Genomic DNA, 15,814 nt, shown 5'->3' with positions numbered 1-15,814 from the left:
GACGGTGACGGGGAGGGCTGGCGGTGGGCGACGCGGTGGACCGGAACGCCAATCACGCGCTGCGGCAACGGTTCGACGAGGTGTACGGGCAGTACCAGCGGCTCCGGTCTGGTCTGGACGAGTTGCGGTCCACACTGGACGAGCTGCGGGTGACCGAGCGGTCCGCCGACGGCCGGGTGACCGCGACCGTCGGCGCCCGTGGCGAGCTGATCGCCGTGGAGCTGGACCCGGGCATCTACCAGTCACGGGACGCCGCCGCGCTAAGCCGGACCATCACCGAGACGGTCCGGCGGGCGACCGCCGGCGCGGTGGCCGCCACGCAGGACCTGGTCGCCGGCTACCTGCCCGCCGGGGCGGGTCCGGCGGAGTTCCTGCGTACCGGAGACTTCGGCACGCTGCTGGCCCGGGCCGACGCGGCCCTGGGCGGCGGGAGGTGAGCCCGGTGGCCGGTCAGCTCTGGCTCGACCCCGACCGGGCGCGACGCGGAGGCGCCGACCTGCGCGCCGCCGCCGCCACGGTGGCCGCCCGGCGCGCCGACATCGGCGGCGGGATAGCGGCGGCGAGCGGGCAGCGGCCGTGGGGCCGCGACGACGCCGGCGCGGCCTTCGAGCGGATCTACCGGGGCTACGAGGAGACCGTGCTGGTGGCCTGGGATGGCATCGGCCGTGCCCTGGCCCAGCTCGGCGCCGACGTGACGCGCTCGGTGGACGCCACCCTGGACACCGACGCGGCCGCCGCGGGCCGGCTCGGCCGGATCACCGGTCCGCGCTGACCACGGGGCACGGAATGAGCCTGCTGCCGAGCCCTGTGCCGCACCCGCTCGACTACTCGCCGTGGGACCTGCCCGGCTGGGTCCACGAGGCGCTCGACTGGGTCGTGGGCGTCGAGTGGCCAGAGGGGAACGAACGCGCGGTCTGGGACCTCGCCGACCAGTGGTACGCCGTGGCCGCCGCGCTCGCCGGCCCTCGCGCCGACGCCGTCGCCGCGGCCGCCGAGGTGCGCGGCGGCTACGGCGGGACGGTCGGGGAGGCGTTCGACGCGGCCTGGCGCCGGGTGGCCGAGGGCGATGAGGCGCCGGTTCCCGTCCTGCTCGCGGTCAGCACCGACCTCGGCCGCCTCGTCGAGGAGTGCGGCTGCGACATCGAGGCCGCGAAGCTCGAAGTCTGGATCGAGCTGGGCATCCTGGTCGTCGAGCTGCTGTCCCTGGCCGTCGCGACCGTCCTCACGGCGGGCGCGGCCTCACCGGCCGCCGGGGCGGCGATCACCGCGAGCCGGCTGATCGTCCAGCAGATATTCCGGCGGCTCACCGCGCAACTGTCCCGCGCCTCGCTGCGGCAGGGGTTGAAGGAGGCCGGCGAACGGGCCGCCAAGCAGGTGGCCGAGGGCGGCGTACGGGGCCTGGCGCGCCGGGCAGCCACGGGTGCGCTCACCGAGGCCGGCGAGGAGGCGGGGGTCACCCTCGCCACGCAGGCGTACCAGACCTCCACGGGCCGGCGCGACGGGCCGGACCTCACCGACCTGGGCGCGTCGGCGCTCGGCGGGCTGGCCGGTGGCGCGGCCGCACCGCTGGCCGGGCTCGGCCGGCACGCCAGCGCGCCCGGCGCGCGCGCCGCCGAGTATCTCGGCCGGGAGGCGGCCGGCGAGGTGATCGCCGAGAACGCCGCGGCCCTGGCCACCGGGCAGGGCCTCACGTCGGTGGAGGACGCCGCCCGAGCGGCCGTCTCCGGCGGCGTGGGCTCGGCCACCGCCCAGGCCGACGCCGCGATCCGGTCCCGGCTCGACGTACTCGCGGCCTCCGACCCCGGTACGCCGGGTGACGTGACCGTCCCGACGGTGGCCGGGCTCGCGGGTCCGGTCGCCGTCGGGGTGCCCGAGGCGGTGCCGACCGCCGCGGCCGGGCCCGCGACGGCGTCCGGCGCGGCGGTCCGTGCGCCGGACGCGGCCGGTCCACCGGTGACGGCGGGTGACCCGGCACCCACGCCGGTCGCTGGCGGGTCGGTGCCGGCTGTCCCGGCGGCAGCGGAGCCGGTGCCGGGCGTTCCCGGGGCGGCCGAGTCGGTGCCGGTGGCGGGCGAGGCTCCCGTGCCGACACCGCGACAGCCGTCGGACGCCACGGCATCTCCGCCGCCGGTGTCGTCGGCGGCACCTCTCCCGCCCTCCGCGTCCGCGGCACCTCTCCCGCCATCGGTGTCTGCGGCGCCTCTCCCGCCATCGGTGTCTGCGGCGCCTCTCCCGCCCTCCGGGTCGCCGCCGGTGTCGCTCCCGCTCGCCGACGCCGCGAGCCCCACGCTGAGCGCGGCGGCGCCGGTCGCCGTACCGCCGAGCGGCGGCAGCGTCGACGCGTCGGCGACCGCGACCGGCCCGACCACGACGGGCGCGGGTGCGTCGACGTCCGCCTGGTCCGGCGCTGGTCCGGCCCCGACGGTTGCGGGTGCGTCGACGTCCGCCTGGTCCGGCGCTGGTCCGGCCCCGACGGTTGCGGGTGCGCCGGCGCCCGCCTGGTCCGCCGCCGGTCCGGCCCCGACGGCCGGTGGCGCGGGCGCGGGTCTCGCCGGAAATCCGCTGCCCGTGCCGGTTCCGGGGCCGCCGCCGTCCATCGGGGGCGCCGACCATCGGCCGCCGGGCGGTCGCCAGCTGCCGGACGGCGCCGCGGGTCACGGGCCAGCGGACGGTGCGGATCGCTGGCCGCCGGGCGGTGCGGATCGCTGGCCGCCGGGGGCGAGTCACCGGTCGGCGGTCGGGGCGACCACACCGTCACCGCCGGCCGACGTGGAGGGGGCGCGCCCGCGCACACCCGAGTGGTACGCCGCCACCTGGGCGGCTGACCGGGACGCCTTCGACCGCCGGCGCTACCGGGCCCACTTCGCCCACCAACGGACGAACCACGAGGAGCTTCGCCGGCACGACCGGGCTGCGGAGCTGCGGCGCGCCGCCGACCGTACGCAGGACGAGGTTCGCTGGCTGACCGGCCAGGGACGCCTGCTGGCCGACGCCGGCCGGCGCGCGGACGCCGAGCGGCACTTCGCCGAGGCCCGGGACCGGGAACGCTGGTGCCACCAGCAGCGGGACCTCGCCGAGGCGGTCCTGGCCGGAAACGTCGCCCCGCCGGTGGCCGACGTCGACGAGTCGGCCTTCGTCCGCATCAACGACGACGTCGGGGGCCTGGCGACCGGGGCGGTCGAGACGGGCGACAGCTCGGCGCTCACCGACGACGACCATCCGCCGCCGATCGACCGCTCCCGCCGCTACGGCCGGCCCGGCGGGCTGCGTCCCCCGCTGGCGTTGCATCAGACCGACGTCGAGCGGCGGGTGCCCCGCGACCCCGACGGGCGGGTCGTCCGTACGCCCGATCCCCGGCGAGGCGACTGGTTCCGGCTGGTGAACGACGGCGGCCCCGCCGCCGACCCGACCCGGGGCATCAACTGCGCGGACTGCACGCTGTCGCTCTTCGACACCTGGATGCACGGCCGCCCCCGGGTGGCCGCGCCGCGCACCTTCGACGCGTACGCCGCCGGGGACGTCAACCGGCCGCTGAACGGCGAGGAGAACGGGCCGGGGCGGGTGGAGGACGTCACCGGAGGCCGGTTCCAGCGGCTGTGCGACCGGGAGGGCGTCACCGATCCCGGGCAGCGGCGGCACGCCGTCGACCGTGGCTACCGCAACCTGCACGACCAGCTGCTGCTCGGCGGGCACGGCAGCTACGCCTTCGTGATCAACACGTGGGAGGGCGGCGGCTCCCACCTCTGGGTCGCCCTCAACCAGAACGGCACCGTCCTCTACCTCGACCCGCAGACCGGGCGGATCGGCACCCGGCCGCTCTACCGGCACAGCGGAGTCGCCCACCCGTACAACGTGGTCGACCTCGACGTCCTCGTGCTCGGCCCGGACGCGCGGCCCATGCCGATGGCCGGCCTGCGGCGAGGACGGTTCAGCGTCCTTCCGGACCTGCCGGAATTCCCGCCGGCCAGCAGGGACGAGGGGTACGGCGAGCCGTACCTCAACCGGATGCACACCCTCGCGACCCCCGGCTCCGCGGTCCGTGATTCGCCGGCCCGCGACGGCGAGGAGCCGGTCGACGCCCGGATGACGGGCATGTCCGATCTCGACGGTGCTCTCCGGGCCGGTGTACCGCCGGCCGAACTGGCCGCGGCACTGGACGCCGCGACGTTGCGGCAGCTCGTCCCCCAACTCGACGATGCCGCCGCGCGGGACCTGGCCACGTTCTTCGCGGACCAGCGGGTACGGGACATGCTGGACCGGGCGCGACGGGAGCCACCTCGGGCGGAGCCGCGGCTCGCCGAGAAACTGCTCCGGCAAGTCGTCCAGCAGCCTGACGTCGTGCGCATGGCCCTGGCGACGCCGGAACTGTTCCGGTCGCTGACCGCCCGACCGCTGACGCTGTACCACCTCACCGGTCACCCACAGGCCATCGACGTCCTCGGTGAGGTGCTGGACGAGATATCAGAGCGCGGCCCCGAGGCGTTGGCCACGAGAGTGCCAGCCTCGCCGTTGCCCACCCCCCTCGCTCCTCATCAGATCGAGGTGAGCCGCGATCTGGCCGGCCGTCGCCAGGACAGCGTGCAAATGGGTTTCGACGGCTCGCGACGTCATGATGACGACTACCGGGCCGCCTATCTCCGAGACTTGTCTGCCAAGGCGGAAGTTGCTCAGCGCGAGCTGAACGAGCTGGTCGCGCGGCTTGCCAGCGACCGCGCAAAGGCAGGTTGGCGTCGTGAGCCGAAGGCTCACAGGCGAGTGCTCGACAAGCTCGTTGAATACGACAATGACGCGTCCCGCCTGAAGGATCTCGCAGCCGCGAAGCTGGAGTTCGAGCGGCTGGATGATCTGTACGACACGCTTCATGATCTCGGTGGAGATCCTGACGTTGTCGTGGTGGAAGTGAAGGATCGCTTCCTTCGGCCGCAGCCGAGCGGATATCGGGATGTGCTGCTCAGGCTTCGAATGTCCAACGGGCATATCGCCGAGCTGCGTCTGCACCTTGACGCTGTCGAGGAAGTTGCGGTTTGGGATCATGCGCTCTACGAGATTCGGCGGGACCTGGAAGCGCTAGCTGCGGCAGAGGGGCGACCATTGACGCTGGTTGAAAGGGGGCTGCGTAACGGCCTGCTCGCGCGAGAGCAGGACGCGTTTTGGCGCGCGACGGGTTATGGCGGAGATGAGGCGTCGCAGTGATGGATCGGGCCAACGGTGTGACCCTTCCAGCTTTCTTCAGTTACTACGAGTCGCCTGTCAAGCTCGTTCCGACGGCCGACGGCGGCATCGCCGCCTGGCGTCTCTCGAAGGACAACGGCGGTTGGACTCCGGCGAACGAGCTCATCGACACGCTCCTCTTCGTTGGCGGCGACGAGATCGAGGAACTGACACGGGAGGAGTTCGTTCAGCGGACGGAACACGATCGGGCGTACTACCTCCGGGGCGAGGGTCCGGTCTTTGCGCTGTACGAGACGGTGAAGGCCATCACGGACGCCCAGGCCCATGAGCGGCGTTATCCCACCGCAGAGGAGCGGGCGTTGGTTCACGGGATCCGGCGGAGGACGTTCGTGATGTTCGAGGAGCAGCTTCAGCGCGCGGGTCAGCCGGGCGCTGATCCGAGTATCGCTGCGTAGGCCCTGCTTGATCGACACCAGATCGGTGAAGTAGCGGTGTCCGGCGGGTGGGGATACCGCTACTTCGGCGAAGTGGTGTTGATCAAGCAGGACGGGCGGCAAGGTCATGAGTGGGCAAACGGGTTGCCGCGCCGTCCATCGTCGGAGAGGGTCGCGGTATGCCCGACTCTCCCGCCTCCCACGGTGCCGGAACGCCCGCGCAGGGCTTCGCCTGGTCGAACATGTTCGTCCACCCGGACGAGGATCCGCGTTCGGAGGGCAACTTCGACGACGAGCGGACGATCCTCGTCGAGTACCTCCGCGATCAGCGCCTCACCCTGCAACTGAAGTGCGCCGACCTGGACGCCGAGCAGTTGGCCCGCCGGGCCGTACCTCCGTCGACGATGTCGCTGCTCGGCCTCGTCCGGCACATGGCCGAGGTGGAGCGCGGCTGGTTCCGCCGGGTGATGGCCGGGGAGGAGGCGCCGCCGATCTACCGTACGGAGGCCGACCGGGACGCGGACTTCAACGAGGCGATCGCGGACCCGGACGTGGTGGCCGAGGCGTGGCGGAACTGGCGGGCCGAAATCGAGTTCGCCGAGCAGCTGGTGGACCGGACGGACCTCGGCGCCGAGGGACGCCAGCGCGACGGCACGTCCATCTCGCTGCGCGAGCTGCTCGTGCACATGATCGAGGAGTACGCCCGGCACAACGGCCACGCCGACCTGCTCCGCGAGCTGATCGACGGCCGGATCGGCCAGTAACCGCGGACGGGGGCGGCAGCAGGCGCCCGCCGCGCGGGTCCGGGGGCGGGATCGAGGCCGCGACGGACAGCGGTACCCGGGGAACTGAGCCCGCCGACGGCGAGGAGCCGTCTCGTGTCAGCCTGACGTCCGCCACGATCCCGCGTGATCCATTGGAGGATCAGGGAAGGTGGCCCGGGGACGGCGCGCCTTCGGGACACTCGGGCCGATCGAAGCAGCCTGCGCAGGACGGAGTCCGCAGCCGATGACAGCCGTACCCGTGCCGGATCCGGCGGCGACGCCGCGCAGTGTGGCCGAGGCGGTGGCCGTACAGGAGGAGTTGCGGTCGCGGGTCGACCTGGTGGGGCCCGGTCCGACCGAGCCCGCGACGGTGGCCGGGCTGGACGTCGCGTACGCGGCGAGCGGTGACCTGCTCGCGGCGGCCGTCACCGTGCTCGACGCCCGGACGCTCGCGGTGGTGGACCGTGCGGTGAGCGTCGGGAGGCCCGCGTTCGGGTACGTCCCGGGCCTGTTCGCGTTCCGGGAGCTGCCCGCGCTGCTCGACGCGTTGGATCGGCTGCGGATCCGCCCCGACCTGCTGGTCTGCGACGGGCACGGCCTGGCGCATCCGCGCCGATTCGGGCTCGCGTGTCATCTCGGGGTGGTGACCGGCCTGCCGTCGATCGGTGTGGGCAAGACGCCGTTGGTCGGCGAGTGGACGCCGCTGGGCGTCCAGCGGGGCGCGTGGTCGGCGTTGCGTGACGGCGGCGAGGTGGTGGGCCGGGTGCTGCGGACCCGCGACGGCGTGCGACCGGTCTTCGTGAGCGTCGGCCACCGGATGAGCCTGGACAACGCCGTCGCCCGGGTGCTCGCGTCGACCCCGCGGTACCGGCTGCCGGAGACCACCCGGACCGCCGACCGGCTATGCCGCGACGCCCTCACCGCCGCCGAACTCGGCGCCGCCGCCGAACATCGCGCCGCGGCCGAACATCGCGCCGCGGCCGAACATCGCGCCGCGGCCGAACATCGCGCCGCCGCCGAACATCGCGCCGCCACCGAACATCGCGCCGCCGCCGACCTCGGCGCCGCCACCGAACATGGCACCGCCGCCGAACCCCGGACCGCCACCCGACGGCCTGGTGGGAGGTAATGCGGCGCACATCCGGGGCGCTCTATGACGGGTGGGTCACATGAAGCGGTAGTAGCCTGACCGGCGGTCCCCGACCGGGGAGGACGGCGAGGTGATCATGGCGGTACGGCGACACGCGGCGCGGCTCGCGACGGTCGGCGCGTTGCTGGGCGGCCTGGTGCTGATCGGTGCGGCGCCGGCGATGGCCGACGACGACTTGGTGCGGGTGCGCGCGGCCGACAGCTTCACCGCCGGCGGCTCCGCCGAGGGGGTGAGCGTCGAGGTCCGCAAGCGCACCGACGGCTGCGTGATGCTGCGGACCGCGCTCGGGCTGCGGCTGGCGGGCCTCCAGGCGAATCAGGTGACGGTCCAGGTCAGCTACGGCGGGCGCTGGTTCCCGGTGCCGCTCGGCGGCGGCTCGGGTGCGCTCAGCACCACGCAGACCGCGCCCGCGAAGCCGACGCTCTGCAAGGGCAAGGGCATCACCGTGCGCTACCGCGTCACGTTCGCGGCGACGGCGCCGAACGGGCGGCTGAGCGTGGTCGGTGAGGCCGGCACCGCGTCCGGCCGGGATCTGGGCCGCGACGCGGACTCGGCGCGGGTGACCGGCGGTCGGGCCCTCGTCTCCCCGACCCCGTCGACGAAGCCGTCGCCGACGCCGACGCCGGAGCCGACGGAAGCGCCCGCCGACGCGGATTCGACCCCGGCGGCGCTCGCCGCGCCGACCGGTGGGCCGGCCACCACCGACGAGGATTCCTCCGGGCTCTCGCCCGTGATGTTCGTGGGTCTGGCCCTGGTCGCCGTGGGGGCGCTGCTGATCGTCTTCCTGGTCCGCCGCTCCCGTCAGGACAAGGCGTCCGCCGGCGAGTCGGTCCTGCCGCTGCCCGGCAACCCGGGCGGCACCACCTACCGCGCCGGCGGTGGTGTCCCGGCCGCGCCGGTCCAGCCCGGTCCGGTGTACGGCCAGCCGCCCGCCACGGGCGGCGTCTACGGGGTGCCGTCGCCGCGACCCTCGGGCGGGATCTACGGAGCCCGGCCCGACGCGACCCGGCCGCTGCCGGGCTACCCGGGCGGCGCCGCGCCCACGGGTCCCGAGCCCGCCCCGCCGGCGGGCCTGCCGGGCGGCGCGACGCCAGCGGGCTCCCCGGGCGGCGCGATGCCAGCGGGACCCGGTTCCGCCCCACCGCCCGCCCCGGGCGCGTCGTCGGCACACAGCCCGTCGCCGTCCGGCCCACCCACGCCCGGGCCGTCGTCGGCGACCAGCGCGTCCACGGCCGGCCCGTCCACGCCTGGGCCGTCGTCGGCTCCCGGGCAGGCCGGCCCGCCACCGGCCGCCGGGGGTGGCGAACACACCGTGTACATGCCCCGGCTACCCGGCTGACCGAAGCGCGGCCCGCGCCCTCCGATACGCTCAGGGTGCGTGACGACCTGCGGCCAAGGAGTGGAACCGGTGTCTGATCTGTCCCAGATCGTGAAGGCGTACGACGTCCGCGGGACGGTGCCGGACCAGTGGGACGAGCGGGCCGCCGAGGCCATCGGCGCCGCCTTCACCCAGCTGCTCAACGCCACGGACGAGCCCGGCGAGGCGGTCGTCATCGGTCACGACATGCGGGCCACCTCGCCCGGCCTGGCGTCCGCGTTCGCCGCCGGCGTCCGGGCCGAGGGGCGCTCGGTCATCGAGATCGGTCTCGCGTCGACCGACATGCTCTACTTCGCCTCCGGCTCACTCGACCTGCCCGGGGCCATGTTCACGGCCAGTCACAACCCGGCGCGCTACAACGGCATCAAGATGTGCCGCTCCGGCGCCCGGCCCATCGGTCAGGACACCGGCCTCGCCGAGATCCGCGACCGGGCGCAGGCACTGCTGGACAAGGACGAGGCCCGCCCCGCCGGTGAGCCGACCCGCCCGGCCGAGCGGCGCGACCTGCTCCCGGAGTACGCGGCGTACCTGCGCAAGCTCGTCGACCTGTCGAGCATCCGCCCGCTGCGCGTGGTGGTGGACGCGGGCAACGGCATGGCCGGCCACACGGTGCCGAGCGTGCTCGGTGACGCGAGCCTTCCGGCCCTGCCGCTGGAGATCGTGCCGCTCTACTTCGACCTGGACGGCAGCTTCCCCAACCACGAGGCCAACCCGCTGGACCCGGCCAACCTGGTCGACCTCCAGCGCGCGGTCGTCGAGCACGGCGCGGAGATCGGGCTCGCGTTCGACGGCGACGCCGACCGCTGTTTCGTGGTGGACGAGCGGGGCGAGCCGGTCTCCCCGTCGGCGATCACCGCGATGGTGGCCGCCCGCGAGCTGGCCAAGCACCCCGGTTCGACGGTGATCCACGGCCTGATCACCTCCCGCGCGGTTCCGGAGATCATCCGCGAACACGGCGGGGAGCCGGTGGTGGCGCGGGTGGGGCACTCCTTCATCAAGGCGGAGATGGCGCGCACCAACGCGATCTTCGGCGGTGAGCACTCCGCGCACTACTACTTCCGGGACTTCTGGTTCGCCGACACTGGGATGCTCGCGGCCATGCACACCCTGGCCGCGCTCGGTGAGCAGTCGCTGCCGCTGTCGGTGCTGGCCGGCGAGTACGAGCGGTACGTCGCGTCCGGCGAGATCAACTCCACGGTGGTCGACCAGGCCGCGGCGATGCGCGAGGTGCGCGACGCGTACACGGATGTCGAGGCCGACGAGATGGACGGTCTGACCCTGCGCTTCCCCGACGGCGCCTGGTTCAACCTGCGCGCGTCCAACACCGAGCCGTTGCTGAGGCTGAACGTCGAGGCACCCACCCGCGCGCGGATGATCTCCCTCCGCGACGAGGTGCTCGACCGGGTTCGCCGATAAGATCGCCTGCGCCGCTCGGCACCGCCGGCGGTGAAGCCGCACACGTGGAAGGAGCCGCGCCGTGGCCCTGGATCCGCAGTTGCTCGAGATACTCGCCTGCCCGGACACGCACCACGCACCGCTCGACTACGACGCGCAGGCCCAGACCCTGACCTGCACCGAGTGCGGCCGCGTCTTCGAGGTCCGCGACGACGTGCCGGTACTGCTGCTCGACGAGGCGCGCGGCGGCCCGGGGCAGTCGTCGTGATCGACGGTACGGCCGGGGTCAGCGGCCACCGGGAAGCCGACGAGAGCCTGCTGGACGACCCCGACGCGCTCGCCGAGCGGGACCCGGGTGGCATGCTGCGGCACACCGCGTCCGCGGGCGCCCAGGTGCGCGAGTCGGCCGCGTTGACGGCCGAGGCGAACCTCTCCGCGCTCGCCGACGAGGGCCGGCCGCGCGCCGTCGTCATCGCCGGCATCGGCACCGCCGGTCGCACCGGTGACGTCCTCGCCACGGTCGCGGGCCCCCGCTGCCCCGTGCCGGTCATCCCGCACCGCAGCGCCGGTGTGCCGGGCTGGGTGGGCGCCGCCGACGTGGTGATCGCGGTGAGCGCCTCCGGCCGCAGTCCCGAGGCGCTCGGCGCCGCCGAGGCCGCGCACCGCCGGGGCGCCCGGCTGGTCGCCGTCGGCGCGCCGGACTCCCAGCTCCAGTCGGTCGCCGAGCGCGCCCGCGCGCCGTTCATCCCGGTGCCGCGGCGCGCGCCCGCCCGCGCCAGTCTGTGGGCGCTCACCGTGCCGGTACTGCTCGCCGCCCGTACGCTCGGGCTCGTGAAGGTCAACGAGGCGGATCTGGCCGAGACGGCGGCGCGGCTGGACGCCGACGCCGACCGCAGCCGGCCCACCGCCGAGTCCTTCGTCAACCCGGCGAAGTCGCTGGCCCTGGGCCTGGCGGGTTCGATCCCGATCGTCTGGGGCTCGTCCCCGCTCGCCACCGTGGCGGCCCGCCGCTTCGGCGACACCCTGTCGGCCAACGCCCGCTACCCGGTGGTCACCGGGGCGCTGGGCGAGGCAGGGCGGGGCCGCGTGGGCCTGCTCGATGGTGTCTTCGGCGGCCTGGCCGAGGGGGAGCGGGACATCTTCGCCGACCCGGAGGAGGCCGACGGTGACGGCACCCGGCTGCGGCTGGTGCTGCTGCGAGACGGCGGGCTGAACGCCGAGGACGACACCGACGAGCCGCTCGCGGTCGAGGAGCGCCGCGCCGAGGCGGTGCAGACGCTGGCCGAGCGTCGCGGCGTGCGCTGCGACGTCGTGGTCGCCGAGGGCGGTTCCGCGCTGGAGCGGCTCGCGTCGCTCGTCGCGGTGCCGGACTTCGCCTCGATCTACCTCGCCATGGCCCACGGCCTGGATCCGATGGCGGTACCGGCCATCACCGAGATGAAGGAGCTGTCGAACCAGTGATCGGACGTAGTGGGCGGCGCGGGACATCGGCGCCGGCCGGTGTGGCGCGGCCCGGGGGAGTGGTGGCGTGAGCGCCGAGGGCGGGACCAGGGCGATCATCGCCGCCCTGCTGGCGAACATCGGCATCGCCGTCACGAAGTTCCTCGCGTTCGCGCTGACGGGCTCGTCGTCGATGCTGGCGGAGGCGATCCACTCGGTGGCCGACTCGGGTAACCAGGGTCTGCTGCTGCTCGGCGGCAAGCGGGCCAAGCGGGAGGCCACGCCGCAGCACCCGTTCGGGTACGGCCGGGAGCGCTACATCTACGCGTTCATCGTGTCGATCGTGCTGTTCAGTGTCGGTGGCCTGTTCGCGCTGTACGAGGCGTACCACAAGTGGCACGAGAAGGAGGGCATCCACGAGTTCCAGTGGGTGCCGGTCACCGTGCTGCTCGTCGCGATCGTCATGGAGTCGTTCTCCTTCCGTACGGCCATCAAGGAGTCGAACCACACGCGAGGCAACCAGTCCTGGCTGCGGTTCATCCGCCGGGCTAAGGCGCCGGAGCTGCCCGTGGTGCTGCTGGAGGACTTCGGCGCGCTCGTGGGTCTGGTGTTCGCGCTCTTCGGCGTGAGCATGACGCTGGCCACCGGCAACGGTGAGTGGGACGCGTTCGGCACCGCGATGATCGGCATCCTGCTGGTGACCATCGCGGTCGTGCTCGCCATCGAGACGAAGAGCCTGCTGCTCGGTGAGGGCGCGGAGACGCACGACCTCGCCGCCATCGAGCGGGCCGTGACGGACGGCCCGGAGGTGGAGCGGATCATCCACATGAAGACGCTCTACCTGGGGCCCGAGGAGCTGATGGTGGCCGCCAAGGTCGGCGTCCCGGCGTGCGAGACCGCCGAGGAGGTGGCCCGCGGCATCAACGCGGTCGAGGCGCGGATCCGGGCCGCCGTGCCGATCGCCCGGGTCATCTACCTGGAACCGGACATCTACAGCGCCGCGGCCGAGCGCGCGGGCAGCGGGTCCGCGTCGCACACCGCCGTACCGGGGCCGGACGACGAGGCGGCCGGGCGGTCCGGGAGCTGATGGTGGAACCGCTGTACGGACCGATCCGGGACTACGCCTGGGGGTCCCGCTCCGCCATCGCGGCCCTGCAGGGGCGCCCGGTGCCGAGTGACGGCCCGGAGGCCGAGCTGTGGCTCGGTGCGCACCCGGGCGCGCCGGCCGCCATCGAGCGGGCCGGCGCGCGCATCAGCCTGCTCGACGTGCTGGCGGCCGAGCCGGAACGCTGGCTCGGCGAGCAGGGTGTCAACCGCTTCGGCACCCGACTGCCGTTCCTGCTCAAGGTGCTCGCCGCGGACGCGCCGCTGAGCCTCCAGGCCCATCCCGACGCGAAGCAGGCCCGGGCCGGGCACGCGGCCGACGCGGCGCGTCCGCCGGAGCAGCGCAACTACGTCGACCCGTACCACAAGCCGGAACTGCTGGTCGCGCTCTCCCCGTTCGAGGCGCTCTGCGGGTTCCGCGACCCGGCGGAGTCGGCCGAGGCGCTCGCCGCGTTCGGCGTACCGGCCCTCGACCCGGTGGTCACGGCGCTGCGGTCCGGGGTGTCCGGCCTGCGCACGGCGGTGCGTACGTTGCTGACCTGGCCGCAGGAGGAACGGGCCGGGCTCGTGGCGGCGGTGGTGGCCGCGCCGGCCGCCGGGCCGGACGCGGAGCTGGCCCGGGCGTTGGCGGCCGGTTACCCGGCCGACCCGGGTGTGCTGGTCGCGCTGCTGTTGCACCACGTGCGCCTGTCGCCCGGTGAGGCGATCTGGATGCCGGCCGGCAACCTGCACGCCTACCTGCGCGGCGCCGGCGTGGAGATCATGGCGGCCAGCGACAACGTGCTGCGCGGCGGTCTCACCCCGAAGCGGGTGGACGTCGACGAGCTGCTGCGGGTGCTGCGCTTCGAGGTGCTGGACGAGCCGGTGCGGCAGGCGCGGTCGGTGGGGCCCGGGGTGGACTGCTGGCCGGTGCCGGTGGAGGATTTCGCGCTCCACCGGGTGACGGTGGGCGACGCCGTGCCGTCGGCCGAGCTGGCGCCCGTCGGTCCCCGCGTGGTGCTCTGCGTGGCCGGCTCGGTGGCCGTGGACGACGGGTCCGGGGCGCTCACGCTGCAGCGCGGCCAGGCCGCCATCGGCACGGCCGCGGGCGGACCGCTGCGGATCAGCGGTGCCGGGGAGGCGTACGTCGCCTCCGGCGGCCTGAGCTGACGCCTCCGCAAAAGCGCAAGTCCGACTTTCCCGGAATGGCTTGACGCGCTCCTAGCGGAGTGTGACTCTATGGGTACGCAGCGTTATCGCGACGACGGTCCGAGAACGTGCGGGGAACCAAACCGGGGGGATGCACGGGGCGGCCGGCTGGTGGACGGAAAGTCCGTTCACGACCGACCGCCCCGTGCGCTGTCCACAGCACCCCCGCGGCGGCCAGCCGGGGCGCCCGCCGGGCGGCGCGCGTAAGGTGGAGGGTCGCGCAGCACAATCGTCCGACAGGAGCTTTCATGACCAGCACCCTCCCGGCTGCCAGCGGCACGCCGTCCGAGGCCCGGCCGAGCAGCGTCGCCGCGGGCGACTACAAGGTGGCGGATCTGTCGCTCGCCGAGTTCGGCCGTAAGGAGATCCGGCTCGCCGAGCACGAGATGCCCGGTCTGATGGCGCTCCGTCGGGAGTTCGCCGACGCACAGCCGCTGGCCGGCGCCCGGATCACCGGTTCGCTGCACATGACCATCCAGACCGCCGTCCTGATCGAGACGCTGGTCGCGCTCGGCGCGCAGGTCCGCTGGGCGTCCTGCAACATCTTCTCCACGCAGGACCACGCGGCCGCCGCCATCGTGGTCGGCCCGGACGGCACCCCCGACGCCCCGGCCGGCGTCCCGGTGTACGCCTGGAAGGGCGAGACGCTGGAGGAGTACTGGTGGTGCACCGAGCAGGTGCTCACCTGGCCGGACGGCCAGGGGCCGAACATGATCCTCGACGACGGCGGTGACGCCACGCTGCTCGTGCACAAGGGCGTCGAGTTCGAGAAGGCCGGCGCCGTGCCGCCGGTCGAGTCGGCCGACTCCGAGGAGTACGCGGTCATCCTCTCGCTGCTGCACCGCACGCTCGCCGAGGACGGCCAGCGGTGGACGCGGATCGCCTCCGGCATCAAGGGCGTCACCGAGGAGACCACCACCGGTGTGCACCGGCTCTACGAGATGCAGCGCGAGGGCAGCCTGCTGTTCCCGGCCATCAACGTCAACGACTCGGTGACGAAGAGCAAGTTCGACAACAAGTACGGCTGCCGCCACTCGCTCATCGACGGCATCAACCGGGCCACCGACGTGCTGATCGGCGGCAAGATGGCCGTCGTCATGGGCTACGGCGACGTGGGCAAGGGCTGCGCCGAGTCGCTGCGCGGCCAGGGCGCCCGGGTCGTGGTGACCGAGGTCGACCCGATCTGCGCGCTCCAGGCCGCCATGGACGGCTACCAGGTGGCCACCCTGGACGACGTGGTCGAGCAGGCGGACATCTTCGTGACCGCCACCGGCTGCTTCAGCGTCATCACCCACGACCACATGGCCCGGATGAAGCACCAGGCCATCGTCGGCAACATCGGCCACTTCGACAACGAGATCGACATGGCCGGCCTGGCGAAGCGCTCCGACGTGACGCGCGAGAACATCAAGCCGCAGGTCGACCTGTGGCGCTTCGACGACGGCCACGCCATCATCGTCCTCTCCGAGGGGCGCCTGCTGAACCTGGGCAACGCGACCGGCCACCCGAGCTTCGTCATGTCGAACTCGTTCTCCAACCAGACGATCGCCCAGATCGAGCTCTTCACCAAGACCGACGAGTACCCGGTGGGCGTCTACGTGCTGCCGAAGCACCTCGACGAGAAGGTCGCCCGGCTGCACCTGGACGCGCTCGGCGCCAAGCTCAGCACGCTCACCAAGGAGCAGGCCGCCTACCTCGGCGTGCCCGTGGAGGGCCCGTTCAAGCCCGACCACTACCGCTACTGATCGTCCACCACGAACCGGGCCGGCCGCGCACGCGACCGGCCCGG

The 15,814-nt window shown here is 73.8% G+C and carries 12 protein-coding genes and 1 pseudogene; all 13 read left to right on the top strand.

The genetic code is table 11. The features are described from left to right. Positions 1–23 precede the first annotated feature (23 nt). The 13 genes and pseudogenes from D7193_RS06815 to ahcY all read left to right on the top strand — a co-directional run bounded on the left by D7193_RS06815 (position 24) and on the right by ahcY (position 15,770). On the top strand, positions 24–437 hold the full coding sequence (locus D7193_RS06815; RefSeq protein ID WP_120778446.1) for a YbaB/EbfC family nucleoid-associated protein: 414 nt from the start codon (positions 24–26) through the stop codon (positions 435–437). A 5-nt stretch (positions 438–442) separates the two neighbouring features. Continuing rightward, complete coding sequence (locus D7193_RS06810) at positions 443–772, top strand: hypothetical protein (RefSeq protein ID WP_120778445.1); 330 nt, start codon at positions 443–445, stop codon at positions 770–772. Positions 773–786: 14 nt separating this feature from the next. Continuing rightward, complete coding sequence (locus D7193_RS06805; RefSeq protein ID WP_120778444.1) at positions 787–5,193, top strand: toxin glutamine deamidase domain-containing protein; 4,407 nt, start codon at positions 787–789, stop codon at positions 5,191–5,193. Next, positions 5,193–5,627, top strand: coding sequence for a hypothetical protein (locus tag D7193_RS06800; RefSeq protein ID WP_120779311.1), 435 nt, complete (start codon positions 5,193–5,195; stop codon positions 5,625–5,627). Before D7193_RS06805 ends, D7193_RS06800 begins: the two co-directional genes overlap by 1 nt. A gap of 158 nt (positions 5,628–5,785) precedes the next feature. After that, a complete protein-coding gene (locus D7193_RS06795; protein ID WP_241562834.1) occupies positions 5,786–6,370 on the top strand; it encodes a DinB family protein in 585 nt (194 codons plus the stop codon). Between the two features lie 244 nt (positions 6,371–6,614). Then, positions 6,615–7,298: pseudogene (gene nfi / locus D7193_RS06790) on the top strand (deoxyribonuclease V); the annotation flags it as partial. Positions 7,299–7,596: 298 nt separating this feature from the next. Then, on the top strand, positions 7,597–8,859 hold the full coding sequence (locus tag D7193_RS33370) for a hypothetical protein (RefSeq protein ID WP_158674779.1): 1,263 nt from the start codon (positions 7,597–7,599) through the stop codon (positions 8,857–8,859). Between the two features lie 69 nt (positions 8,860–8,928). Beyond that, the gene (locus D7193_RS06775; protein WP_120779310.1) at positions 8,929–10,314 is read left to right on the top strand and encodes a phosphomannomutase/phosphoglucomutase; all 1,386 of its coding nucleotides are present in this window, start codon (positions 8,929–8,931) and stop codon (positions 10,312–10,314) included. Positions 10,315–10,375: 61 nt separating this feature from the next. Further along, positions 10,376–10,561 carry a Trm112 family protein gene (locus tag D7193_RS06770; protein WP_120778441.1) on the top strand — a complete coding sequence of 62 codons (186 nt, stop codon included), beginning with the start codon at positions 10,376–10,378 and terminating at the stop codon, positions 10,559–10,561. Then, positions 10,558–11,754, top strand: coding sequence for an SIS domain-containing protein (locus D7193_RS06765; protein ID WP_120778440.1), 1,197 nt, complete (start codon positions 10,558–10,560; stop codon positions 11,752–11,754). The genes D7193_RS06770 and D7193_RS06765 overlap by 4 nt, the downstream gene beginning before the upstream one ends. A gap of 67 nt (positions 11,755–11,821) precedes the next feature. After that, positions 11,822–12,820 carry a cation diffusion facilitator family transporter gene (locus D7193_RS06760; protein WP_120778439.1) on the top strand — a complete coding sequence of 333 codons (999 nt, stop codon included), beginning with the start codon at positions 11,822–11,824 and terminating at the stop codon, positions 12,818–12,820. 2 nt (positions 12,821–12,822) lie between these two features. Next, the gene (gene manA / locus D7193_RS06755) at positions 12,823–13,986 is read left to right on the top strand and encodes a mannose-6-phosphate isomerase, class I (protein WP_120779309.1); all 1,164 of its coding nucleotides are present in this window, start codon (positions 12,823–12,825) and stop codon (positions 13,984–13,986) included. A gap of 287 nt (positions 13,987–14,273) precedes the next feature. Beyond that, positions 14,274–15,770: an adenosylhomocysteinase gene (gene ahcY / locus D7193_RS06750; protein ID WP_120778438.1), complete on the top strand. Its 1,497-nt coding sequence runs from the start codon at positions 14,274–14,276 to the stop codon at positions 15,768–15,770. Positions 15,771–15,814 lie beyond the last annotated feature (44 nt).

The organism is Micromonospora costi (assembly GCF_003626655.1).
GTDB classification, from domain to species: domain Bacteria; phylum Actinomycetota; class Actinomycetes; order Mycobacteriales; family Micromonosporaceae; genus Micromonospora; species Micromonospora costi.
The sequence above is the reverse complement of the archived record's forward strand: the minus strand, read 5'-3'. Positions and strand labels throughout refer to the sequence as shown.

Coding starts and splice junctions, on each gene's coding strand:
- D7193_RS06805 (WP_120778444.1), top strand. CDS start 787: ATGAGCCTGCTGCCGAGCCCTGTGCCGCACCCGCTCGACTACTCGCCG.
- D7193_RS06800 (WP_120779311.1), top strand. CDS start 5,193: ATGGATCGGGCCAACGGTGTGACCCTTCCAGCTTTCTTCAGTTACTAC.
- D7193_RS06795 (WP_241562834.1), top strand. CDS start 5,786: ATGCCCGACTCTCCCGCCTCCCACGGTGCCGGAACGCCCGCGCAGGGC.
- D7193_RS33370 (WP_158674779.1), top strand. CDS start 7,597: ATGGCGGTACGGCGACACGCGGCGCGGCTCGCGACGGTCGGCGCGTTG.
- ahcY (WP_120778438.1), top strand. CDS start 14,274: ATGACCAGCACCCTCCCGGCTGCCAGCGGCACGCCGTCCGAGGCCCGG.